The following is a 21,238-nucleotide window of genomic DNA, read 5'->3' as shown; positions in this document are numbered from 1 at the left end:
GCCAGCGTGTCGCTCGGGGTTTGCCCGGGCAACGTTGCTCCAAAGCATCAAGTGGCGGCGGGCGGCTTCGACCGGTGCCGGCAGCCGGTTTGGCCGAGTGCCAAATGCTTCACGAACGCTGACACCTAGAATCGCGCGCTTGCCTCGGCCGACCGCACGCCCCGTACCTCTTCCCTCTTCTCCAACGCATGACCACTCTCCCTCCTTCGCCCACGATCGATCAAGTGACCGATGAGTTGGAGCGCGCAGTATTCCAGCGACGCACCGCCGACGCCACGAAACTGCTCATCGAACTGCTGAAGGCCATCACGGGCGCGCGCACCCCCACGGGCGTGCTGCCTCCCGGCTCGACGGCCGAACAGCGGCGGGCGGTGTACACACGCGTCGCAGCCATGATCTCCGCGCTGGTATGCAGCCCGGACTTTCAGTTGGACATGGGGCAGATCGACTATCTGTCTTCGCTCAAGCCCGTTTTGGAGGCCATCTTCGAGCTGAGCGGCTATGGCGGCCCGGCCCACCTGCTGCAGTTCCACGGCAAGCCGAACCCCGACGGCACGCGTTCGCTGAATGGCGTGCAGGTCTTCGTGCTGTCGATGTTCTTCTCGCTCGACGGCCTGCCCAACGAGTTGCTGCAAGGCGTACTGATGCTGCCGCCCGACCAGTTGCTGCCGCTGTATGCGGGCTGGTTCGCGTCCCCCTTCGTGCATCACGCCCAGGGCGAGCGCAACCGGGCTGTGTTGATCGAGAACAGCGACAAGATCGAAAGCGCCCATCCCAGCGCCGCCGGCATCGGCGCCGTGAACTCGGCGTGGATGCATTGCAGCTACGCCGACCACCCCGACAAGCATCGCGTCAAGCGCAGCCTGAACGAGGTGTGGCGCCGGCTCAGCAAGGGCGGCGGCCTGAAATCCAACTGGGCGCCGCGCCGCGTGGTGGAGCGCCCGACCGTCGTCATTGCCGCAGAGCGCATGCTTGCCGGACACGCCATGCAGCGCTCCTATGCGAGCGCCCTGCTGCAACTCCGCAAGAAATTCCGCACGGTATGCGTGGCGGCACATGGCTATATCTCGGACGACACGCATTCACAGTTTGACGAAGTCGTCGTCCTGCGCCCGGGAATCAATATCAAGGAAATCGGTGCGCAACTGATCAAACTCGCGCCGGACATTATTTTTTATCCCAGTCTTGGTATGTCGGAATGGACGCAGATGACGGCCAACTGCCGATTTGCGCCTATTCAGATGATGTCCTTCGGACATCCTGCACCGGCGATGACCGACACCATCGACTACACGCTGGCGCACGCCGGCGTCGGCGAGGCTTCCTGGGAATTCGGCAACAAGGTCATCGAGCGCCGGGGGTATGGCCAATACGTTCCGCACGACGACCTCGAGAAGTTCGACCTGCAGCCCAACCCCTTCGACGACGGGCGCCTGCACATCGCCGTCAACAGCTCGCTGATGAAGCTGTCGCCGCGTTTCTTGACCCTGTGCGAGCGCATCGAGGCGGCGGCCACGCGGCCTGTCCACTTCCATTTCTTCGCCAGCGCGATGGGCGTCATGTACGACCGGCTGAGCCAGGTGTTCGAGCGGCGCTTCCGCTACTTCACGCTGGAGCCCTCGCGCAACTACGGCGCCTTCCTCGCGCAGCTGAACCGCTGCGATCTGGCCCTGGCAGCCTTCCCCTTCGGCAACACCAACAGCACGGTGGACACCTGCCTGCTGGGCATTCCGAACGTGGCCTACTGGGCCAACGAACCGTTGAGCCACTTCGACCGCGACGTGATGCGCATGGTCGGGCTGCCCGACTGGCTGGTGGCCGAGAACGACGAGGACTATTTCCAGACGGCCATGAAGTTGATCCACGACGATGCCGCCCGCAAGGCGATCGTGGACCAGTTGAAGGCCACCGACGTGAAGGCACGGCTGTTCCACGCCTCCGATGCGAGCGACGATACCGAGTTCGTCGATGCGGTGGACTGGATCTACCGCAACCACGAGGCCCTGCAAGCCAGTTCCCAGCACCTCCTGAAGGTGGGCGAGCCCATCCCCGCCTGACGCCATGAGCCAGAAACCTATCTACGTCACCCAGCCCTACCTGCCACCGCTGGAAGAGTTCCTGCCCTACCTGCGCAAGGTCTGGGACAGCAAGTTCCTGACCAACGGCGGGCCCATGCACCAGCAGTTCGAGAAGGCGCTGGCGGAGTACCTGGGCGTGCCCCAGGTGGCCCTGTTCTCGAACGCCACGCTGGCGCTGGTGACTGCGCTGCAGGCCATGCGCATCACCGGCGAGGTGATCACCACGCCCTACTCCTTCGTCGCGACGGCCCACTCCCTGCTGTGGAACGGCATCAAGCCGGTGTTCGTGGATGTGGATCCGCAGAACTTCAACCTCGACCCGGCCAAGATCGAGGCCGCCATCACGCCGCAGACGACGGCCATCATGCCGGTGCACTGCTACGGCCATCCCTGCGATGTCGAGGCCATCCAGCGCATCGCCGACACCTACAACCTCAAGGTCATCTACGACGCGGCGCACGCCTTCGCTGTCGATGGCGAGGACGGCAGCGTGCTCAACCATGGCGACATGTCCATCCTGAGCTTCCACGCCACCAAGGTGTTCAACACCTTCGAGGGCGGCGCCATCATCTGCAAGGATGCCAAGACCAAGCAGCGCATCGACCACCTGAAGAACTTCGGCATCGTCGACGAGACGACGGTGGTCGCGCCGGGCATCAACGGCAAGATGAGCGAGTTCAATGCCGCGCTGGGCCTGGCACAGCTGCAGCATGTGGACGAAGCCCTGCGCCTGCGCGGCGAGGTCGACGCGCGCTACCGTACGGCGCTTGCCGAAGTGAAGGGCATCAGCTGCGTGCCGGCCGGCCCGGCGCGGCGCCAGAATCACTCCTATTTCCCGATCCTCGTCGGGCCCGACTACGGCCTCACCCGGGACGAGCTCTACGCCAGGCTGCGCGAGCACAACATCTATGCCCGGCGCTATTTCTTCCCGCTGATCAGCAGCTTCCCGATGTACCGCGCCCTGCCCTCGTCGGCGCCGGCCAACCTCCCGGTGGCAACCAAGGCCGCGGACCAGGTCCTGTGCCTGCCGATCTACCCTGAGCTGGAAGCTGCTGACCAGGCCCGCATCATCGACGTGATCGCCGCCAGCGCGAAGGGCTGAACAGCCCGACGCCAACCACAGCCTTTCCACGCCTTTGAGAAAGCCTGCGCCACAGGCCCTTCAAACATGCAAGACAAACTCCAACAGATCTTCTCCGAGGCCCTGGGCCTCAAGCTCAGCGCCGTCACCGACGAGCTCAAATACGCCGAGCTGCCCGAATGGGATTCGGTGGCCCACATGGCCTTGATCGCCGCCATCGAGGAAGGCTTCGAAATCATGATCGACGCGGAGGACGTGATCGCCATGAGCAGCTTCGCCGAGGCCAAGAAAATCGTCGCGAAGTACCTCTGACCCGCTCGGGCACCGCCCGAGCTGCAACGATCACACCAATGGCATTCTGGGCCCCGCCGCCGAGCCACCTCGCCCTGCGGCCCGCCGTGGTCGACGCTCAAGGCTCGCTAGACCACGCGGAGTTGTCTGCTCTGGCTGAGCGCGCAGCTGCGCAGCTGCGCTTGCTTGGCGAGCGGCGGCTGGGCTTCCTCTACATGACCAACACGCGGGCCGCCCTGGTGGCCTACCTGGCCTGCCTGCGTGCCCGCCAGGTACCGTTGCTGTTGCCGGCCGACATCCGCCCCGATCTGGCCAATGCCCTGCTGGAGCGCTACCGGCCCGACTGGATGCTGGGCCGGCCTGGCGCGGATGCCGGGGCGACGCTCGCAGGCTCGGGTCTGCCGCTCGAAAGCGGGCCGGCAGCGGGCGACGGCCTCGTGCTGGGCGAGGAGCTCGCCTTGCTGCTGAGCACCTCCGGCTCCACCGGTAGCCCAAAGCTGGTCCGCCTGTCCTACGGCAATCTGCAGAGCAACGCCGAGTCCATTGCCGCCTACCTGGGACTGCATCCCGGCGAACGCGCGCTGACGGTGCTGCCGATGCACTACTCCTATGGTCTTTCGGTGGTGAACAGCCACCTCGCCGCGGGAGCCTCGCTGGCGCTGCGGGAGCTGAGCGTCATAAGCCCCGAGTTCAGCCAGGCGCTCCGTGAGCACGAGGTCACTTCGCTGGCCGGCGTCCCCTACGTCTACCAGATGCTCGCCCGCACCGGCTTCTTGACGGCCGATTACCCCTGCCTGCGCACGCTGACGCAGGCGGGTGGCCGCCTGGACGAGCGGCTGATGGCCCGCTTCGCGCAGCACGCCCGCGAACGCGACTGGCGCTTTTTCGTTATGTACGGCCAAACCGAGGCCACTGCCCGCATCGCCTACGTGCCGCCCGAGCGCCTACAGGACAAGCTGGGCAGCATCGGCATCGCCATCCCGGGCGGCCGGCTTGAACTGGACCCCGTGCACGGCGAGCTGATTTATTGCGGCCCCAACGTGATGCTGGGCTACGCCGAGTCACGCACAGACCTGGCCCTGGGTGACATGCTGCAAGGCCGTCTGCACACCGGCGACCTCGCACGCTGCGACGAAGACGGCTACTTCTACATCACCGGCCGGCGCAGCCGCTTCATCAAGTTGACTGGCAACCGCATCGGTCTGGACGAAGTGGAGCGTCAGCTGCAAACGGCACTGGACACGCCAGTCATGGTGTCGGGGCGTGACGAGCGGCTGGTGGCCTGGATCGAAGGCAACTCCGAGGCGCTAGCTGAAGCTGGGCGACAATTCCTGCAGGCTTCGCTGCGCATCCACCACAGCCTGCAGCGCGTGCGCGTGGTGCCGGAACTGCCCGCGCTGGCCTCGGGCAAGCGTGACTACCAGGCCCTCCGGGCCGACTTCGAATGAACCTCTGGGACCGGCCGCAGACCGTGAAACGCGCATGATCACGCAGCACCCCTTGCCGGGACTGCCCTTCGACATGGCGGCCCCCTACGGCCTGGGCCGCACCGACAAGCAAGCCCTGCTGCTGCCCACGCTGAACGCGCTGACCCGCTGGCACGCCGAGCGCTGCCCGCCCTACGCCAACATCCGTGAGCGCCTGTTCGCTCCAGGCCCCGCGGCCACGCGCGAGGACCTGCCGTACCTGCCGGTGCGCCTGTTCAAGACGCTGGACCTGCGCAGCGCACCGAGCCAGGACATCATCAAGACGCTGACCTCCAGTGGCACCACCGGCCAGGCGGTCTCGCGCATCGTGCTGGACAAGGAGACCTCGGTGCGCCAGACCCGCGTGCTGGCCGCCATCATGGCGTCCTTCCTGGGTCGCCAGCGACTTCCCATGGTCATCGTCGACAGTGCCGACCTGCTCAGGGACCGCACCCAGTTCAACGCACGCGCTGCCGGCATCCTGGGCTTCTCGGTTTTCGGCCGCGATCACCACTATTGCCTGGACCGCCACCTGGAGCTGCAGCTCGACGCACTGCAAGACTGGCTGGCACGCCACCCCGAGACACCGGTGCTGACCTTCGGCTTCACCTTCGTCGTCTGGCAACGCCTCGTGCAGGCGCTGGAGCAGCGTGGCCAGGTGTTGCGCTTCCCGCCGGGCAGCGTGCTCATCCACGGCGGCGGCTGGAAGCGGCTGACGGACCAGCAGGTGGACAACGCGAGCTTCAAGCGCCGCCTGGCGGCCTGCACCGGCATCGAGCGGGTCTACAACTACTACGGCATGGTCGAGCAGGTCGGCTCCATCTTCATGGAATGCGAGCAAGGCCATCTGCACGCCCCGGTCTTTGCCGACGTCATCGTGCGCGACACGGCCACGCTGAAGCCCCTGCCGGCCGGCCAGCCCGGCGCGATCCAGGTGCTCAGCGCGCTGCCGACCAGCTATCCCGGCCACTCGCTGCTGACCGAGGACCTGGGCCGGCTCGAAGGCGAGGACGACTGCCCCTGCGGCCGCCCGGGCCGCCACTTCACGGTGCTGGGCCGCCTGCCCCAGGTCGAGCTGCGCGGCTGCAGCGATACGCGGGTGCTGGCATGAGCGCCGTGCATTTCTTCGTCGGGCAGCCCGCCGGCGCGGACCTGGCGACGGCCCTGCAGGCAGCGGCCGCAACGCCGGCCTGGACCCCCTTCGACCCGCGTGCCGTGGCCTTCGTGGGGCGGCTGTCGCGGCGACTGCTGACGGACCGGCAGGTGCGCGAGTTTCCCGAGCTGGCCGCGCTGGCGCACTGGTTCCGCCCCGCGCGGCTGCGCGACCTGGCAGAGGCCCTCCCCCGTGCCGCGGACCGCGTCGCGCGCGGCCGCGGCCTGGCCTTCCACATCGCGCCGGCCAACGTCGACTCGGTGGCCATGTACTCCTGGCTCATCTCGCTTCTGGCCGGCAACGTCAACTGGGTGCGCGTGTCGCAGAAGACCTCGGCCCAGCTGAACTACTTCCTCGGCGCACTGCGCGACGTGCTGGCCGAGGATGCCGGCCAGCCCATCGCCGGCCGCATCGTGCTCTTCACCTACCCGCACGACGAGGCCGTCACGCGTACCATCTCGATGGCGGCCATGCTGCGCGTGGTCTGGGGCGGCGACGCCACCGTCAGCGCACTGCGCGCCATCCCGCTGCGACCCACGGCCTTCGAGCTGTGCTTCCCCGACCGCTTCTCACTGGCCGCCTTCGATGCACAGGCCCTGCTGGCCCTGCCCGAGGAGGGCTGGCCGCGCCTTGCCGAGGCCTTCCACAACGACGCCTTCTGGTTCGCGCAGCAGGCCTGCTCATCGCCGCGCGTGCTGGCCTGGATCGGCCCAGAGGCGGCCTGCCAGCAGGCTCGCCCCCGCTTCTGGGCCGCGGTGCAGGCCGACCTGGCGCGGCGCCAGCCGGAGAACACGCCGGCCATGACCGTGGCCCGCCTTGCCGCGACCTGCGAACTGGCTGCGGCGGCGCGAGCCCATCCGGCCGACGCTGGCACCCTCGCGGCCTTCCCGACCCGCCTGGACCTGGAAGCCGGCATCGATCCGCTGGCCAAGGAGCTGCACTGCGGCAATGGCCTATTTCTCGAGCAGCGGCTGGACCGCCTCGCCGACCTGGCGCCCCAGCTCACCGACAAGGAACAGACCCTGACGGTGCACGGCTTCTCGCGCGAGACGCTGCTGGAGCTGGTCGACGCCCTGCCCCCGCGCGCAGTGGATCGCATCGTGCCCCTGGGCCGCGCGCTCGACTTCGACACCCTCTGGGACGGCATGGACCTGTTCGGCGCGTTCACGCGCCAGATCAGCCTGCCTCCCACAACCTCCTGAGCGACCCATGCCCAGAATCCTGATCGCCGGCGGCGGCGGCTTCGGTCTCGAACTGTGGGACTACCTGTGCAGCGACCTGCAGGCCGGACGCTGGCCCGACGCCACGCTGGGGCTGCTCAACGACGGCAGCGACTGCGAGCTGCTGCGCCGCGACCCGGCCGTGCGCCATGTCGGCAGCATCGCCGACTTCCAGCCCGGCCCGGACGACCGCATCGTCATCGCCGTGGGCAGCGTGGCCGGGCGGCGCAAGATCGCCTCGCTGCTGCGTGAGCGCGGCGGCCGGCTCTTCACCTACGTCCACCCGGGCGCCCGCGTCTCGCCGTCAGCGCGCCTGGGCGAGGGCACCATCGTCTGCCCCTTCAGCATCGTCAACGCCCATGCGGTGGTGGAGGACAACGTCGCCGTCAACGTCCATTGCAGCGTTGGCCACGGCAGCCGCATCGGCGCGCATTCGGTGCTGTCGCCCTACTGCGCCCTCAGCGGCGACTCGGGCCTTGGCGAGGGCTGCTTCCTCGGCACGCGCGCCACCCTCTTCCCCAAGGTGCAGCTGGGCGCCGACTGCACGGTGGATGCCCACAGTGCCGTGCGTCAGTCAGCCCCGGACCGCCAGCTGATCTCCGTGCGAGGCCAGACCCTCGTCGTCCCCAACCGCCTGGCCGGCCTGCGTTGAAACGTCCATGATCATTCCCGCCCTCCTCGACCAGAAGGTCGCCGTCATCACCGGGGCGACGCGCGGCATCGGCCTGACCACCGCGCGCGTGTTTGCCGAAGCCGGCGCCACCACCATCCTGCTCGGCCGCCATGCCGACGCGCTCGAAGTCGCCTGCCAGGGCATACGCGACGCCTGCCCGGCGGCGCAGGTGCAGGGCAAGGTCTGCGACGTGACCGACAGCAGCCAGGTGCGCGAGGTTTTCCAGGCCATCCTGCGCGAGCACAAGAAGCTGCACGCACTGGTGGCCAACGCCGGCGTGCTGGACGATGCGCTGATCGGCATGGTCAGTCGCGACCAGATCGAGCGCACCTTCGCCACCAACACCTACGCCACCATCTACTGCGCCCAGTACGCCAGCCGCCTGATCGCGCGCAGCGGCGGCGGAGCGATCATCAACGTCAGCTCCATCATCGGCCGCAACGGCAACGTCGGGCAGACGGTCTATGCGGGCAGCAAGGCTGCCGTCATCGGCATCACGCAGTCGCTCGCCAAGGAGCTGGCACCGCAGAACATCCGGGTCAACGCGATCGCGCCGGGCTTCATCGACACCGACATGGCCCGCTCCATCCCCGCCGACAAGTTCGCCGAACGGCTGGCTTCCATCAAGATGAACCGCATCGGCAGCCCGGACGAAGTGGCCCGCGTGGCCCTCTTCCTGGCCAGCGACCTGTCGACCTACGTGACCGGCCAGGTCATCGGCGTCGACGGCGGCATGCTGATCTGAACCCGCGGCCGCCCGCCTTGGACATCGCCCTCGTCGGTTCCGGCTTCAGCGGCGTTGCCCTCGCCTGGCAGCTGCTAGGCCGGCTGCCACCCGGCAGCCGCGTGACCATGATCAACGGCTCGGGCCGCTTCGCCCGCGGCCTCGCCTATGGCACCAGCTCCGCAGACCACCTGCTCAACGTGCCCGCTGCGCGCATGGGGTTGGATCCGGCACGGCCCGCGCACTTCGTCGACTGGCTGCGCGCCAGCGACGCCAGGTGGCGAACGCTCGACGGCCACGAGTTCGTGCCACGCCGCTGCTATGGCGACTACCTGGAAGCGGCGCTGGCCCAGCGCGCGGCCAGCTGCCCTCAAGTGGGGTTGCACCAGCGTGTCGCGACCGTCACCGATTGCCGGCCCGGGTCTGCCGGCGGCTGGTGGCTTGACTTTGCGGACGACAGCCCGGCGGCCCGCTTCGATGCCGTCGTACTGGCCCTGGGCAACCTGGCGCCGCGCCCGCCCCACCCCGACCTCGCTGCACCGGGCCTTGCCGGCTATGTGCCCGACCCCTGGATCGATGCGGCCTGGGAGGGCCTGGCGCCGCAGGCGAGTGTCGCCCTCATCGGCAGCGGCCTGACCATGCTGGACGTGCTGATCTCGCTGCGCGCCCACGGCCACCGCGGTCCCGTGCTGGCCCTGTCACGCCGTGGCCTGCTGCCTCAAGGCCATCGCAGCAACGAGCTGCCGCCGCCGCCCTGGACACTGGCCCCCGAGATCGCCAGCCTGCCGGGGTTGCGTGAAGGCCTGCGGCGCTTCAGGGGGGAACTGGCCCGCGCCCGCGCTGCGGGAGTCGACTGGCGCGACGTCTGGGCGGCTTTGCGCGCCCGCACGCCCGCCGCCTGGCAGGCTTTGGACGCGCGCGACCGCAGCCGGTTCCTGCGCCACCTGCTGCCCTACTGGGATGTGCACCGCCACCGTGCCGCACCACAGGCCCGCGCCGTGCTGGATGAGGCGCTGGCCAGCGGCCGCCTGCGCCAGGCAGCGGGCCGGGTGGTGGCCGTGCGCCCCGAGGGACAGACCTTGAGCCTGCACTGGCGGCCGCGCGGCAGCAGCCGCATCGAGCGTTTCAGCGCGGACCGTATCGTCAATTGTTCGGGGCCGTCTTCGGCCATCGATGCCGGCTCGTCACCGCTGCTGTGGCGCCTGCAGCAGGCCGGCCGGCTGCAAGCCTGCCCGCACGGCCTGGGCCTGCTGGTGGACGAGGGCTATCGCATCCTTGACGCCAGCGGTCAGGGTCAACCGGGCCTGCACTATCTCGGCCCACATCTACGGGCCCAGCGCTGGGAGGCGACCGCCGTGCCCGAGCTGCGCGAGCACGCAGCCGCACTGGCGGCCAGCCTGGTCAGTCGCTGAGCAGCGCCTCGAGGGCAGCCACGGCGGTGTCGACGTCCACCTTGCTGGTGTCGATGCGCAGGTCGGGCGCCTGCGGCTCTTCGTAGGGCGCCGAGATCCCGGTGAACTGGATCAGCGCATTGGCACGGGCGTTGCGGTACAGGCCCTTGGGGTCGCGCTGCTCGCAGACGGCCAGCGGCGTGGCCACATGGACTTCCCGGAAATGCGCCTCGCCGACGATGTCGCGTGCCATCGCGCGATCGGCGCGCAGCGGCGAGATCAGCGCGCAGATGACTACGAGGCCCGCCTCCCGCATCAGCTTGGCGACTTCCGCGACACGGCGGATGTTCTCGCTGCGGTCCTCGGGGCTGAAACCCAGGCCCCGGCACAGCCCGGCCCGCACGGCGTCGCCGTCGAGCACGACGGCCATGCGACCGCTGTCGCGCAGACGCCTGTGAAGGCTCGTCGCGAGCGTGGACTTGCCCGATCCCGACAGCCCCGTCAGCCACAGCACCCGTGGCGGCATCACTGGGCCCGCTCCCGCACGGCGATGGCTTCGTCCAGGCCTGCCAGCAGGGCGTCGCGGCGCGGCAGCACTTCAAGCAACTGGAAGCGCAGGCCGATGACCTGCATGACGAAGGCCAGGTCGACCTGGCGCCGGGTGACCTCGGCAGACAGATCCAGGCGCTGCACCACGAAGGCCTCGACGTCCTCTGCCTTCATCGTCGCCAGCTGTGCCGACAAGGTGCGCACGGTGGCACCCACCTCGTCCCAGGGCATGGCCAGCACGCGCTCGCGCAGCGCCTTCGTCAAGTCCTGCGGCGCGGCCTGTGCCAGGGCATGGCGTGCCAGCAGCTCGTTGAGCAGCCCGGCCATGTGGCGGCCGTTCTCGTTGTCCTGCAACTGACGCGCCTGGGTCACGGCGGCGATGGCCTCGGCCCATTGCCCACGCATCTGGGCCAGCAGCGCGCGACGGATGCACAGCTCGATGCGGGCTCCGCGCGGCAGCGCATCGAAGCTCCGGGCCTGGGCCTCCAGCTGCGCGGCGGCTTCGACGAGCAGGGGCTCCCAGGTGGCCTGGGGCACGCGAAGCATTTCGCTGGGCCGGGCAGGCAGATGAAAAGCCGCGGAAGCGGCCACGGCGAGTTCGGCGGCGTGCACCGGCGAAGCCGGCAGTGCCATCAGGCTTGCACAGGCCAGCAGCAGCGGCGCGGCGACGCGGCGGACGGATCGGAAGACGGTCATCGGGGCTCCGTGTGGGGGGCGTGGAACTCGGCGCCCAGCCAGCGCCCCAGCAGGGCGCGCGGCAGCGCGGCGTCGAGGTGGGTCAGGTCGTCGAGCACGCGCTCGCCGGCCCCGTCGTCGACGAGGCGCGCGATACGCACGCCCGCACAGGTGGTCGGCAGGCTGGTCTCCTGGTCGGCCAGCAGCTCCTCGTAGAGCTTCTCGCCGGGCCGCAGGCCGGTGTATTCGATGCGGATGTCGTCGGTGGAATGCCCGCTCATGCGGATCATCTGCCGCGCCAGGTCGGCGATGCGCACCGGCTCGCCCATGTCCAGCACCAGCACCTGGCCGCTCTCGCCGATGGCGGCGGCCTGGATGACGAGGCGGGCGGCCTCGGGAATGGTCATGAAGTAGCGAATGATGTCCGGGTGCGTCACCGTCACGGGGCCACCACGGGCGATCTGCTCCTTGAACTTCGGGATCACGCTGCCGCTGGAACCCAGCACGTTGCCGAAGCGCACGGCCATGAAGCGCGTGGCCGGGTGCCGCTGGGCCAGCGCCACGAGCGCCATCTCGGCGGCGCGCTTGGTGGCGCCCATCACATTGGTGGGGTTCACCGCCTTGTCGGTGCTGATCAGCACGAAGCGCTCCGCGCCCACCTCGGCCGCGGCGAGCGCCGCGTTGAAGGTGCCCAGCGTGTTGTTGCGGATGCAGGCGGCCGAGTTGTCGGCCTCCTCCATCAGCGGCACATGCTTGAAGGCGGCAGCATGGAAGACCAGCTGCGGCCGGTGGCGCGCGAAGCAGGCGCGCAGGTGCGCCAGGTCTTTCACGTCGCCAATGACGCGCACCAGCGGCAGGTGCGGAAAGGCCTCGGCCAGCGCCTGCTCGATGGTGTAGAGGGCGTATTCGCTGAGCTCGTAGAGCACGATGGACCGCGGGCCATAGCGGGCGATCTGGCGGCACAGCTCGCTGCCGATGCTGCCGCCGGCGCCCGTCACCATGACGATGCGCGAATTGATGCTCTCCGAGATGCCGGCCTCGTCGAGCTGCACCGACGGGCGCCCCAGCAGGTCCTCGGGCTCGATGTCACGCACCTCGTTGACGCGGCGGCCGGCCAGCAGCTCGGTGCTGCTGGGCACGGTCAGCACCGGCAGGCCGGTGGCGCCGGCCAGGTCCAGTGCGCGGCGGCGTTGCGCCACGGACGCCGCCGGCATGGCCACGATGAGGTGGGTCACGCCATGCACGTCGGCAAAGCGCCGCGCCTGGCTCAGGTCACCCAGCACCGCCAGGCCGGCCACGCGGCCGCCCAGCTTGGCGGGATCGTCATCAAGGAAACCGACCACCACCCAGCCCTGGCTGTGCTGGATGCCCGCCACCAGCAGCCGGCCCGCGTCGCCCGCGCCCATGACGAGGGCGCGGCGGCGCTCCTGCGCGCTGCCGCTGATGCGGCTGCGCATGTGTTCGTAGAGCATGCGGTAGCCCATGCGCATCATGGCCAGCAGCATCAGCGTGAAGAGGGGATGCAGCGCCAGCACCGCGCGCGGCACGGCGCGCAGGTGGGCCATCAGCACGACGGTGGCGCCGATCAGGCCGGCCAACGCGCAGGCCACGGCCAGGCGCTTGACCTCGCCGAAGCCGGAGAAGCGCCACATGCCCTTGGGCACGCGCAGCCCCCACAGCACGACCGCGTAGACGCCCAGCAGCCCCAGCATGACCCAGCCGTCGTAGTCGGGCCGGGCCGAGAACCAGCGTTCGAAGCCGAGGCGAAAGAGGTAGGTGGCCTGCCAGGCAATGGCGACGACGAGGACGTCCAGCAGCAGGGCCAGCGCCTCGCGGTGGGGCCGCAGGCGCGTGAGCAGGGTGTCGAGAAACTGCCAGTTCATCGGAAGCGGGATTGTCAGCCCCGGGCGACGCGGGCCAGGGTCGCGAGGATCAGCCGCAGGTCGGTCGCGAGGCTGGCCCGTGCCGCGTAGTCGGCGGAGAGCTTCAGCTTGGCCGGCATGACGACCTCACGGTACTCGCGCTCGGGGTCTGCGGCAGCGGCCAGCAGCTCGGCTTCGTGGCTGAAGGCCAGCGAGGCCGGGTCGGTGATGCCCGGGCGCACGGACAGCACGCGTTCGCGCAGCCCGGCCGGGTAGAGCTCGACGTAGCGCGGCAGCTCGGGCCGCGGGCCGACGAGGCTCATCGCGCCGCGCAGCACGTCCCACAGTTGGGGCAGTTCGTCGAGCTTGGTCTGGCGCAGCCAATGGCCCGAGCGCGTGATGCGCGGGTCGGCACCGACGGTGATGGCTGCGCCGGGCTCCACGCGCATGGTGCGGAACTTGTGGATGGTGAAGGGCACGCCGAAGCGGCCGACGCGGGTCTGCCGGAACAGGGCCGGGCCGGGTGAGTCGAGCTTGATCCAGGCGGCCGCCAGCAGCAGCACGGGCGCCAGCACAAGCAGTCCGAGCGCCGAGCTGAGCACGTCGAACAGGCGCTTGATCAAGTGAGCAGGCCGCGCATGGCGGCGATGACGCGCTCCACGTCCGCATCGCTCATGGCCGTGTACAGCGGCAGGCTGACCGTGCGCTCGTAGACCTTCTGCGACTTCGGGAACTGCTCGGGCGTGAGGCCGTAGCGGTCACGCCAGTAGGGGTGCAGGTGCAGGGGCACGTAATGCACGCTGCAGCCGATGCCGGCGGCGAACATGCCCTCGATGAATTCGTCGCGCGTGAGGCCGGCGTCGTCGGCCAGGCGGATGACGTAGAGGTGCCAGGAATGCACGTCGCCCTCGGGTGCGTCGGGCGGCAGGATGAGGGGCAGGTCGGCGAAGGCCTCGTGATATCGCATCGCGATCTGCTCGCGACGCACCTGGAAGGCCGGCAGGCGCTTGAGCTGGTGCAGGCCCAGGGCCGCGGCGATGTCGGTCAGGTTGTACTTGAAGCCGGGCGCGACGATCTCGTAGTACCAGCTCGGCACCTTGGCGGTGAAGCGGTCGAAGGCATCACGGCTCATGCCGTGCAGGCGCATCACGCGGGCACGCCTGGCGAGTTCCGGGTTGCGCGTCACCAGCATGCCGCCCTCGCCCGTCGTCATGGTCTTGTTGGCATAGAAGCTGAAGACGGTGGCGTCGCTGCCCAGCGTGCCGATCAGCTCCTTCTCCAGCGTCGTCGGCAGCGCGTGGGCGGCGTCCTCGACGACGCGCAGGCCGTGGCGGCGCGCGATGTCGAGGACGGCCAGCATGTCCACGGCCAGGCCGGCGTAGTGCACGGGCAGGATGGCGCGGGTCTTGGGCGTGATCGCGGCCTCGATGGCCGCGATGTCGATGTTCAGCGTGAGCGGATCGACATCGACCAGCTTCACGTCGGCGCCGAGATAGCGCACGACCTCGGCCGTGGCCGTGAAGGTATGGGTGGTCGTGATGACCTCGTCGCCGGGGCCCAGGCCGATGGCCTCCAGCGCCAGGTGCAGGCCAGCCGTGGCCGAGTTGACGGCGATGCACTCGATCTGAGGGTCGCCGAGGAACTCGGCGAACGCCTGCTCGAAGCGCCTGGCCTTGGGGCCGGTCGTGATCCAGCCTGACTTCAGCGTGTCGACGACCTCGGCGATCTCGTCGTCACCGAGTTCCGGCAGGGCAAAGGGGAGGAAGGGCTGGGCGCTCATCGGGCAGGATTTTCAGGCATCAGGGTTTCTCGATCAGCACCAGGCGGTGGGTGCGCAGCCAGGGGACGAGGTTGAGCAGGGCGTAGGCAGCCGGCAGGGCGCGGGCCAGGGGTGGCGCCAGCGTGACGCGGCGGGCCGTGAAGCGGCCTTGCGGGAAGAGTTCGCGCACACGCACCAGCGGCACGCCGCGCACGTCGGGGTTGCGCGGGTTGTCGACGGTGAAGTCGTACCAGACGACGGCACCACCAGGCTTCACCCAGCGCCACATCGCGTCAGCCACGCGCTGCTGCAGCGCGTCGTCGAGGATGGAGGAGAAGACGGTGGACTGCAGCACCAGGTCCTGGCTGGCGGGCGCGATGTCGGCCGTGGAGGCGTCGCCGGCCAGCAGGCGCACGCCCTCGGGCAAGGCCGCACGGGCGGCGGCCAGGCGCTCGGGGAGCAGTTCCACCCCCGTCAGGTGCGCGGGCAGCAGGCCCAGGCGCAACAGGTCCAGCAGATTGCCGCCTGCCCCGCAGCCAACCTCTGCGGCACGCCACTCGGCCGGGCGGCCGGAGCGCGGCGCCAGCAGCCTGAGCAGCTCGCGCTGGCGCTCCTGCCACATCTGCCAGACCTCGGGGCGCAGCAGGCTGTAGCGATCACCCGCGTCACGGCGGGCGTAGCGCTCGGCGATACGCTGCAGCTCGGTCATGACAAGGCCTCGATGAAGCGGGCTGCCAGCACGGGATAGGCATGGTGTGCCATCGCAAAGGCGCGGCCGCGTGCGCCCATCGCGGCACGCTCGGCGGGCGACAGGGCGGCCAGCTCCAGCAGGCCCCGGGCCACGGCCTCGGCATCCTCGGGCGGCACGGTCAGGCCGGCACCGGCTTCGGCCACCGGGTCGTTGCCGGCTTCGACCGAATGCAGCACGGCACGCCCCGCCATCAGGTAGTCGATGAGCTTGTTGGGCGCGATGCCGAAGCGGTAGATGGGCGTGCGCTGCCAGCCGATGTAGGCGATGTCGAATTGGCCCAGCAAGGTCGGGATCTGGGCCTTGGGGATGGGGGCGAAGAAGCGCACGTTCCCGAGGCCCTCGGCTGCCGCGCGATCGGCCAGGCGCGTCGCCTCGTGGCCGCTGCCCACCAGCACGAAGCTGATGGGCTGGTCACGCAGCCTGGCGGCGGCGTCGAGCAGCACGTCCAGCGCATTGGGCAGGCCCATGGAGCCGGCATAGCCGACGATGACTCGGCCGGCCGCGCGCTCGGCGTCGAGGTGGGCCTGCAAGGTCTGGCCCAGCGGCGCGCTCTCGCCCTGCCATTCCTCGGGCGCAAAGCCGTTAGGCACGATGTGCAGCTTGGCGAGATCCAGGCCCCGGGAAGCCATGTGCTGGTGCACGCAGGGCAGCATGGACACGACCACATCGGCGTCGCGGTAGGCGTCGGCCTCGGCCTTGCCGCACATCAGCGCGAAGGGGTGGCGCGGCGACATGCCGGACAGCTCGATGAGAGACAGCGGCCAGAGGTCGTGCACCTCGTAGACCAGCTTGGCCTTGGCGAGTTTGGCCAGCTTCTTCGCCACCCAGACGTCCATCGGGTAGGTGCTGGACGCGATGACCGCATCGGGCCGGAACTCGCGCGTCAGCCGCCAGGCGTCAGCACGCAGCTGGCGGAGAAAGGACAGGATGTTGCGCAGCCGGCCGACGCCGTTGCCGGCGTAGTGGGGCGTCGGCAGCCAGCGGTAGCGGATGCCGTCGATGAGCTCCTCTCGCGGCAGTCCCTGCATCGCGGGCTGCACGGCCCGCACATGCGAGTAGCTGGCCGCGACGATGGTGACCTCGTGCCCCGCCCTCACCCATTCGCGGGCCAGGTAGTAGGGCCGGAATTCCATGCCATGGGCGGGCGAGCCGGCGTAGTGGTTGACGAGGAGGATCCTCATGCCGGAGTCAGCTCCTTCAAGCGGGTCAGGAAACGCTGCACATGGGGCTCGAACAGGCCGTTGGCGGCGACCCAGTCGCGGTTGACGATGGCCAGCCTGGCCGCGTCCAGCGTGGCCATGCGCGCCGGCAGGTCGTCCAGCGAGCCGACGATGAGGCCTCGCGCCGAGTCGCCGATCAGCTCGCGGTTGGCGGGCAGCTCCGACAGCAGCGGCACGCAGCCGTGGGCCATGGCCTCGAGCACCGACACCGACACGGAGTCGCTCTCCGGCAGGCTGATGAACCACGTTGAGCGGGCGTAGTGGCTGGCCTGGGCCTGCGCGTCGAGCCGGCCGACGAAGCTGACCTTGTCGGCAAGGCCACGCGCCTTGACGTCGGTTTCAAGCGCCTGGCGCAGCGAGCCGTCGTTGGCGACAACGAGGCGCGCCTCGGGCTGGGCCGCGGCGATGCGGGCGAAGGCGTCGATGACGAGCTGCGGCCGGTAGATGGGCTCCAGGCCGCGGTTGGCAAAGCACAGCCAGGGCTGCTTCCTCGCGTTCTGCTTCGGCAGGGCTTCCAGGCCGAAGGGAAAGGTCATCACCTCGCGCGCGCCGAGCTCGCGCATGCGCTCGGCCATGTGGGCCGAGTCCGATGTCGTCACGGCGCATTCGCGCAGCACCTTCTTCGTCATCCAGCGCCAGGCGCCGCCGCGGTTGGGCGTGACGAGGATGTCGCTGCCCCAGGCCGAGCCGGCGATCTGCGCGCGCAGCCGCCAGCCCATGCGGGCCGCCCAGGCCAGGCTGCCGTGCGAGGTCAGGTAGTGGGCATGCAGCCAGTCGGCATCGGTCTCGGCCAGCCAGGCGCCGACCTTGGGCAGCTGCTTGATCAGCGCGACATTGCCGCCGCCATGATCGGGCGCGGTGTTCAGCGCCAGCCGCTGCGCATCGGGCAGCAGCTGATGGAACTCCGGCAGGAAGCCGCGGGAGGAAATAGCATGCAGCTGCACGCGCGGCTTCAGCGCGCGGGCCCACTTCAGCAGGTGGGGGCTTTCGCCGTCGCCGATGAGGACAAGTTTCAGACCGCCGCCCAGGCTCATTGCGGGCCTCCGGCCCAAGCCTCGTAGGCCGCCCGGAGCTCGGGATGTTTCTGCAGCAGGGCCTCGTCGCGCTCGCGGGTGTCGCCCACTTGGGCGGCCGGCCGGCCGGCCATGATGGCGAAGTCGGGCGCCGTGCCGCGCAGCTGCGAGTAGGCACACAGGATGGCGCCCTTGCCGAGCGTGCTGCCCGGCTCGATGAGGCTGTGCGGGCCGACGAAGCTGTAGGCGCCCAGGCGGATCGGCGCCTTGCGGTAGCCCGGCAGCTCGCCGCCCAGCGTGGCGCTGCGTCGGCCGTTCACGCGCAGGGCGTCGTGGGTGCTGTGGGTCACGATGGAACAGAAATTGGTGATCTGCACGCCCTCCTCGATGACGAGACCGGCGCCGGCATCGATGAAGTTGAACTGGCCGATGAAGACGTGATCGGCCAGCTGCAGGCCGGCCTCGCCCTCGATGCAGGTGCTGGGCGCAATGCGCGAATGCGGCGCGCCGGCCTCGCCGAACAGCACGCGAAAGCCGATCAGCCGCACGCAGCGGCGGCGCAGGCGGTTCAGGAAGACACGCATCATTCCCAGGTCCACAGTGCCCAGAAGAAGTAGCCGAAGTAGAGCAGCATCGCCGCGGACACACCCCAGCCCGCGCCGGCCAGGCCGCCCAGCTGCAGGCCTGCCGCAAGCCCGGCGATGAAGAGCGCCTGGCCCACCAGGGCCAGCTTCAGCCCCCAGGCCTGGGCGCCCCAGGCCATCAGCACGACGGACAGCGGCGAGGCGATGAAGTGCAGCGCTATGTAGGGCGCCAGCGACCGCGCCAGCTCGCCCGCACCGCGCCATTCGGGCCCGAAGACAGTGGCGAACAGCCAGGGGCCGAAGGCCAGCAGAGCCAGCATCAGCGGCAACGCCAGGGCCGCCAGCAGCAGCAGGTTGTGGCGCACCAGCGCGCGCGCTTCGGCCAGGGTAGCCGCCTGCGCCAGCCGCGGGTAGAGGGCCTGGGACAGCGATCCGCCGACCAGTGACGCCGGCGCCTTCAGATAGCGCAGGGCCAGCGCCCAGGCGCCGGCCTCGGGCGAACCCAGCCAGGCCGTCAGCAGCGCGATGGCCAGCGTGTCCTGCAGCGCGCCGGCAAAGGCATGGGGCGTGTTCAGCAACGGGAAGTCGCGGTGCCTGACGGCCATCTCGCGCAGCGGCCGGGGCGCCAGCAGCCCGCGCCAGCCGCCCGCAGGCGCCGGCCGGGCCTGCATCACGGCGGCCGCAGCAGTGGCCAGCGTCGCGCCGCCGATCAAGCCCCAGGGCCCCGCCTGCAGCAGCCCGAAACCGACCTGGGCGACGGCGCCGCCGCCCCATTGCACGACACGGGCCCAGGCCAGCGCGGCAAACTCGCCCGCCCGGGCCGCCCACTGCGCCAGGGCCTGGCTGGCCGAGGCCGCCAGCACGATCAGCGGCAGCGCCGCGGCGGCAGGCAGGTCGGCCCACAGCATCCAGGCCCCGCCGACGAGGATGGCGACGGCCGCCATCGCCAGCAGCAGGCGCAGGCACAGCGCCAGCAGGGCGGCGGCGACGGCCTCGTCCTTCTCCAAGGCCAGCGCGAACTCGTAGCGCGCACAGCCGACAACGGCCAGGTTGCTGGCCACCGTCCAGACCAGGGAGAACTGCCCGTACTCGGCCGGCGTGTAGAGCCGCGCTATCCACGGCCCCAGCAAAAGCGGGATGGCCTGGGCCAGCGCGCTGCCGGCAAGCAAGGTGAAGGTGGCGCGCGTCAGGCTCATAGAGGGCGCGAGATTCTAGAATCGCTGGTTCGACTGAAGGCCCGCAATGACCACGACCCCTCCGACTCCCGCTGCCGACGACAACCAACTGATCGCCGAGCGCCGCGCCAAACTGGCCGCGCTGCGGGCCACCACTGCGGTGCCCTTCCCCAATGATTTCAAGCCCCAGCACCGTGCCCAACCCCTGCAGGTCCAGTACGGCGAGGTGCCCAACGAGGAGCTGGAGCCCCAGGCCGTCAAGGTGACCGTGGCCGGCCGCATGATGCTCAAGCGCATGATGGGCAAGGCCAGCTTCTGCACGCTGCAGGACGCCACCGGCCGCATCCAGCTGCGCGTGACCATCGACAACGTGGGCCCCGAGGTCTACGACGCCTTCAAGCACTGGGATCTGGGCGACATCCTGGGCGCCGAGGGCACGCTGATGCGCACCAAGACCGGCGAGCTGTCCGTCGCCGTGACGACGCTGCGCCTGCTGACCAAGAGCCTGCGCCCGCTGCCTGACAAGTTCCACGGCATGACCGACCAGGAGCAGAAGTACCGCCAGCGCTATGTCGACCTGATCACCGACGAGGACGCTCGCAAGCGCTTCACGGCGCGCTCCAAGGCGGTGTCGGCCATCCGCAGCTTCATGGTCGAACACGGCTTCCTGGAGGTCGAGACGCCCATGCTCCACCCCATCCCGGGTGGCGCGAACGCCAAGCCTTTCAAGACCCACCACAACGCGCTGGACCAGGAGATGTTCCTGCGCATCGCGCCGGAGCTGTACCTCAAGCGGCTGGTGGTGGGCGGCTTCGAGCGCGTGTTCGAGATCAACCGCAACTTCCGCAACGAAGGCATCTCGGTCCGGCACAACCCCGAGTTCACGATGATGGAGTTCTATGCGGCCTATTGGACGCATCACGACCAGATGGACTTCACCGAGGCCGTGCTGCGCCACGCCGCCGTTGCCGCCACCGGCAGCGCCGCGCTGACCTATGCCGGCAAGCCCGTGGCCCTGGACAAGCCCTTCGCCCGCGTGTCGGTGCGTGACTCGCTGATCCAGTTCGCCGGGCTGACCGGTGAGGAAGCCGACAACCCCGAGGTGCTGCGCGCCCGCATCGTCGCCGCCGGCGAGGAAGCCCCGGCCCGCTGGAGCCTGGCCGAGCTGCAGTTCGGCCTGTTCGAAGCCGTCGTCGAAGAGAAGCTGTGGGAGCCCACCTTCATCATCGACTACCCCGTCGAGGTCTCGCCGCTGGCCCGCGCGTCAGACGCCAACCCCAAGATCACCGAGCGCTTCGAGCTCTTCATCACGGGCCGCGAGTACGCCAACGGCTTCTCGGAGCTGAACGACGCCGAGGACCAGGCGGCGCGCTTCCACGCCCAGGTGGCCAACAAGGATGCCGGCGACGAGGAAGCGATGTTCTTCGACGCCGACTTCATCCGCGCGCTGGAATACGGCATGCCCCCGACGGGCGGCTGCGGCATCGGCATCGACCGGCTGATGATGCTGATCACCGATTCGCCGTCGATCCGCGACGTGATCCTGTTCCCGGCGTTGCGGCGCGAAGCCTGA

Annotated in this window: 20 protein-coding genes; 10 read left to right on the top strand and 10 right to left on the bottom strand. The window is 69.5% G+C overall.

Annotation, left to right across the window (positions count from 1 at the left end; genetic code table 11):
• Positions 1–188 precede the first annotated feature (188 nt).
• From AC07VX_RS16820 to AC07VX_RS16780, 9 genes are all read left to right on the top strand, one after another.
• A complete protein-coding gene (locus AC07VX_RS16820; RefSeq protein WP_495122020.1) occupies positions 189–2,057 on the top strand; it encodes a tetratricopeptide repeat protein in 1,869 nt (622 codons plus the stop codon).
• 4 nt (positions 2,058–2,061) lie between these two features.
• The gene (locus AC07VX_RS16815) at positions 2,062–3,180 is read left to right on the top strand and encodes a DegT/DnrJ/EryC1/StrS family aminotransferase (protein WP_493165764.1); all 1,119 of its coding nucleotides are present in this window, start codon (positions 2,062–2,064) and stop codon (positions 3,178–3,180) included.
• Between the two features lie 66 nt (positions 3,181–3,246).
• A complete protein-coding gene (locus AC07VX_RS16810) occupies positions 3,247–3,471 on the top strand; it encodes an acyl carrier protein (RefSeq protein ID WP_493165765.1) in 225 nt (74 codons plus the stop codon).
• Positions 3,472–3,509: 38 nt separating this feature from the next.
• Entirely contained in the window at positions 3,510–4,898 is a 1,389-nt protein-coding gene (locus tag AC07VX_RS16805; RefSeq protein ID WP_493165766.1) for an AMP-binding protein, read from the top strand.
• 34 nt (positions 4,899–4,932) lie between these two features.
• Positions 4,933–6,027: a LuxE/PaaK family acyltransferase gene (locus tag AC07VX_RS16800; protein WP_493165767.1), complete on the top strand. Its 1,095-nt coding sequence runs from the start codon at positions 4,933–4,935 to the stop codon at positions 6,025–6,027.
• Complete coding sequence (locus AC07VX_RS16795; RefSeq protein ID WP_493165768.1) at positions 6,024–7,271, top strand: acyl-CoA reductase; 1,248 nt, start codon at positions 6,024–6,026, stop codon at positions 7,269–7,271. Before AC07VX_RS16800 ends, AC07VX_RS16795 begins: the two co-directional genes overlap by 4 nt.
• Positions 7,272–7,278: 7 nt before the next feature.
• A complete protein-coding gene (locus tag AC07VX_RS16790) occupies positions 7,279–7,941 on the top strand; it encodes an acetyltransferase (protein WP_493165769.1) in 663 nt (220 codons plus the stop codon).
• A gap of 7 nt (positions 7,942–7,948) precedes the next feature.
• Positions 7,949–8,707 (top strand): SDR family NAD(P)-dependent oxidoreductase, encoded by a 759-nt coding sequence (locus tag AC07VX_RS16785; protein WP_493165770.1) that lies wholly within the window; start codon positions 7,949–7,951, stop codon positions 8,705–8,707.
• 17 nt (positions 8,708–8,724) lie between these two features.
• Positions 8,725–10,098 carry an FAD/NAD(P)-binding protein gene (locus AC07VX_RS16780; RefSeq protein WP_493165771.1) on the top strand — a complete coding sequence of 458 codons (1,374 nt, stop codon included), beginning with the start codon at positions 8,725–8,727 and terminating at the stop codon, positions 10,096–10,098.
• Here the strand turns inward: AC07VX_RS16780 and cysC are convergent.
• The 10 genes from cysC to AC07VX_RS16730 are packed head-to-tail and all read right to left on the bottom strand — an operon-like array spanning position 10,088 to position 19,686.
• Positions 10,088–10,603: an adenylyl-sulfate kinase gene (gene cysC / locus AC07VX_RS16775; RefSeq protein WP_493165772.1), complete on the bottom strand. Its 516-nt coding sequence runs from the start codon at positions 10,601–10,603 to the stop codon at positions 10,088–10,090. The two genes, AC07VX_RS16780 and cysC, sit on opposite strands and share 11 nt — an antisense overlap.
• On the bottom strand, positions 10,603–11,322 hold the full coding sequence (locus AC07VX_RS16770) for a hypothetical protein (RefSeq protein WP_493165773.1): 720 nt from the start codon (positions 11,320–11,322) through the stop codon (positions 10,603–10,605). Before AC07VX_RS16770 ends, cysC begins: the two co-directional genes overlap by 1 nt.
• Complete coding sequence (locus AC07VX_RS16765) at positions 11,319–13,184, bottom strand: polysaccharide biosynthesis protein (protein WP_493165774.1); 1,866 nt, start codon at positions 13,182–13,184, stop codon at positions 11,319–11,321. The genes AC07VX_RS16770 and AC07VX_RS16765 overlap by 4 nt, the downstream gene beginning before the upstream one ends.
• Positions 13,185–13,198: 14 nt before the next feature.
• Positions 13,199–13,786 (bottom strand): sugar transferase, encoded by a 588-nt coding sequence (locus AC07VX_RS16760; RefSeq protein WP_493165775.1) that lies wholly within the window; start codon positions 13,784–13,786, stop codon positions 13,199–13,201.
• Positions 13,783–14,943 (bottom strand): DegT/DnrJ/EryC1/StrS family aminotransferase, encoded by a 1,161-nt coding sequence (locus AC07VX_RS16755; RefSeq protein ID WP_493165776.1) that lies wholly within the window; start codon positions 14,941–14,943, stop codon positions 13,783–13,785. Before AC07VX_RS16755 ends, AC07VX_RS16760 begins: the two co-directional genes overlap by 4 nt.
• Before the next feature lie 19 nt (positions 14,944–14,962).
• On the bottom strand, positions 14,963–15,631 hold the full coding sequence (locus AC07VX_RS16750) for a methyltransferase domain-containing protein (protein ID WP_493165777.1): 669 nt from the start codon (positions 15,629–15,631) through the stop codon (positions 14,963–14,965).
• On the bottom strand, positions 15,628–16,854 hold the full coding sequence (locus AC07VX_RS16745; protein ID WP_493165778.1) for a glycosyltransferase family 4 protein: 1,227 nt from the start codon (positions 16,852–16,854) through the stop codon (positions 15,628–15,630). Before AC07VX_RS16745 ends, AC07VX_RS16750 begins: the two co-directional genes overlap by 4 nt.
• Positions 16,851–17,927: a glycosyltransferase gene (locus AC07VX_RS16740; protein WP_493165779.1), complete on the bottom strand. Its 1,077-nt coding sequence runs from the start codon at positions 17,925–17,927 to the stop codon at positions 16,851–16,853. The genes AC07VX_RS16745 and AC07VX_RS16740 overlap by 4 nt, the downstream gene beginning before the upstream one ends.
• Positions 17,924–18,493 (bottom strand): acyltransferase, encoded by a 570-nt coding sequence (locus AC07VX_RS16735; RefSeq protein ID WP_493165780.1) that lies wholly within the window; start codon positions 18,491–18,493, stop codon positions 17,924–17,926. Before AC07VX_RS16735 ends, AC07VX_RS16740 begins: the two co-directional genes overlap by 4 nt.
• Positions 18,490–19,686: a lipopolysaccharide biosynthesis protein gene (locus AC07VX_RS16730; protein ID WP_493165781.1), complete on the bottom strand. Its 1,197-nt coding sequence runs from the start codon at positions 19,684–19,686 to the stop codon at positions 18,490–18,492. Before AC07VX_RS16730 ends, AC07VX_RS16735 begins: the two co-directional genes overlap by 4 nt.
• 46 nt (positions 19,687–19,732) lie before the next feature.
• On the opposite strand from AC07VX_RS16730, the gene lysS reads away from it, so the two are divergent.
• Positions 19,733–21,238, top strand: a complete 1,506-nt coding sequence (gene lysS / locus AC07VX_RS16725) for a lysine--tRNA ligase (RefSeq protein WP_493165782.1) — start codon at positions 19,733–19,735, stop codon at positions 21,236–21,238.

It is taken from the genome of Roseateles sp. GW821-FHT03B02, from assembly GCF_059421025.1.
Note: the sequence above shows the minus strand (reverse complement) of the source record. Positions and strands in the feature narration are given on the sequence as shown.

What these genes read in the sequence shown, in the direction of transcription:
- AC07VX_RS16820 (WP_495122020.1), top strand. Translation starts at nt 189, where the DNA reads ATGACCACTCTCCCTCCTTCGCCCACGATCGATCAAGTGACCGATGAG.
- AC07VX_RS16815 (WP_493165764.1), top strand. Translation starts at nt 2,062, where the DNA reads ATGAGCCAGAAACCTATCTACGTCACCCAGCCCTACCTGCCACCGCTG.
- AC07VX_RS16810 (WP_493165765.1), top strand. Translation starts at nt 3,247, where the DNA reads ATGCAAGACAAACTCCAACAGATCTTCTCCGAGGCCCTGGGCCTCAAG.
- AC07VX_RS16805 (WP_493165766.1), top strand. Translation starts at nt 3,510, where the DNA reads ATGGCATTCTGGGCCCCGCCGCCGAGCCACCTCGCCCTGCGGCCCGCC.
- AC07VX_RS16800 (WP_493165767.1), top strand. Translation starts at nt 4,933, where the DNA reads ATGATCACGCAGCACCCCTTGCCGGGACTGCCCTTCGACATGGCGGCC.
- AC07VX_RS16795 (WP_493165768.1), top strand. Translation starts at nt 6,024, where the DNA reads ATGAGCGCCGTGCATTTCTTCGTCGGGCAGCCCGCCGGCGCGGACCTG.
- AC07VX_RS16790 (WP_493165769.1), top strand. Translation starts at nt 7,279, where the DNA reads ATGCCCAGAATCCTGATCGCCGGCGGCGGCGGCTTCGGTCTCGAACTG.
- AC07VX_RS16785 (WP_493165770.1), top strand. Translation starts at nt 7,949, where the DNA reads ATGATCATTCCCGCCCTCCTCGACCAGAAGGTCGCCGTCATCACCGGG.
- cysC (WP_493165772.1), bottom strand. Translation starts at nt 10,603, where the DNA reads ATGCCGCCACGGGTGCTGTGGCTGACGGGGCTGTCGGGATCGGGCAAG.
- AC07VX_RS16770 (WP_493165773.1), bottom strand. Translation starts at nt 11,322, where the DNA reads ATGACCGTCTTCCGATCCGTCCGCCGCGTCGCCGCGCCGCTGCTGCTG.
- AC07VX_RS16765 (WP_493165774.1), bottom strand. Translation starts at nt 13,184, where the DNA reads ATGAACTGGCAGTTTCTCGACACCCTGCTCACGCGCCTGCGGCCCCAC.
- AC07VX_RS16755 (WP_493165776.1), bottom strand. Translation starts at nt 14,943, where the DNA reads ATGAGCGCCCAGCCCTTCCTCCCCTTTGCCCTGCCGGAACTCGGTGAC.
- AC07VX_RS16750 (WP_493165777.1), bottom strand. Translation starts at nt 15,631, where the DNA reads ATGACCGAGCTGCAGCGTATCGCCGAGCGCTACGCCCGCCGTGACGCG.
- AC07VX_RS16745 (WP_493165778.1), bottom strand. Translation starts at nt 16,854, where the DNA reads ATGAGGATCCTCCTCGTCAACCACTACGCCGGCTCGCCCGCCCATGGC.
- AC07VX_RS16740 (WP_493165779.1), bottom strand. Translation starts at nt 17,927, where the DNA reads ATGAGCCTGGGCGGCGGTCTGAAACTTGTCCTCATCGGCGACGGCGAA.
- AC07VX_RS16735 (WP_493165780.1), bottom strand. Translation starts at nt 18,493, where the DNA reads ATGATGCGTGTCTTCCTGAACCGCCTGCGCCGCCGCTGCGTGCGGCTG.
- AC07VX_RS16730 (WP_493165781.1), bottom strand. Translation starts at nt 19,686, where the DNA reads ATGAGCCTGACGCGCGCCACCTTCACCTTGCTTGCCGGCAGCGCGCTG.
- lysS (WP_493165782.1), top strand. Translation starts at nt 19,733, where the DNA reads ATGACCACGACCCCTCCGACTCCCGCTGCCGACGACAACCAACTGATC.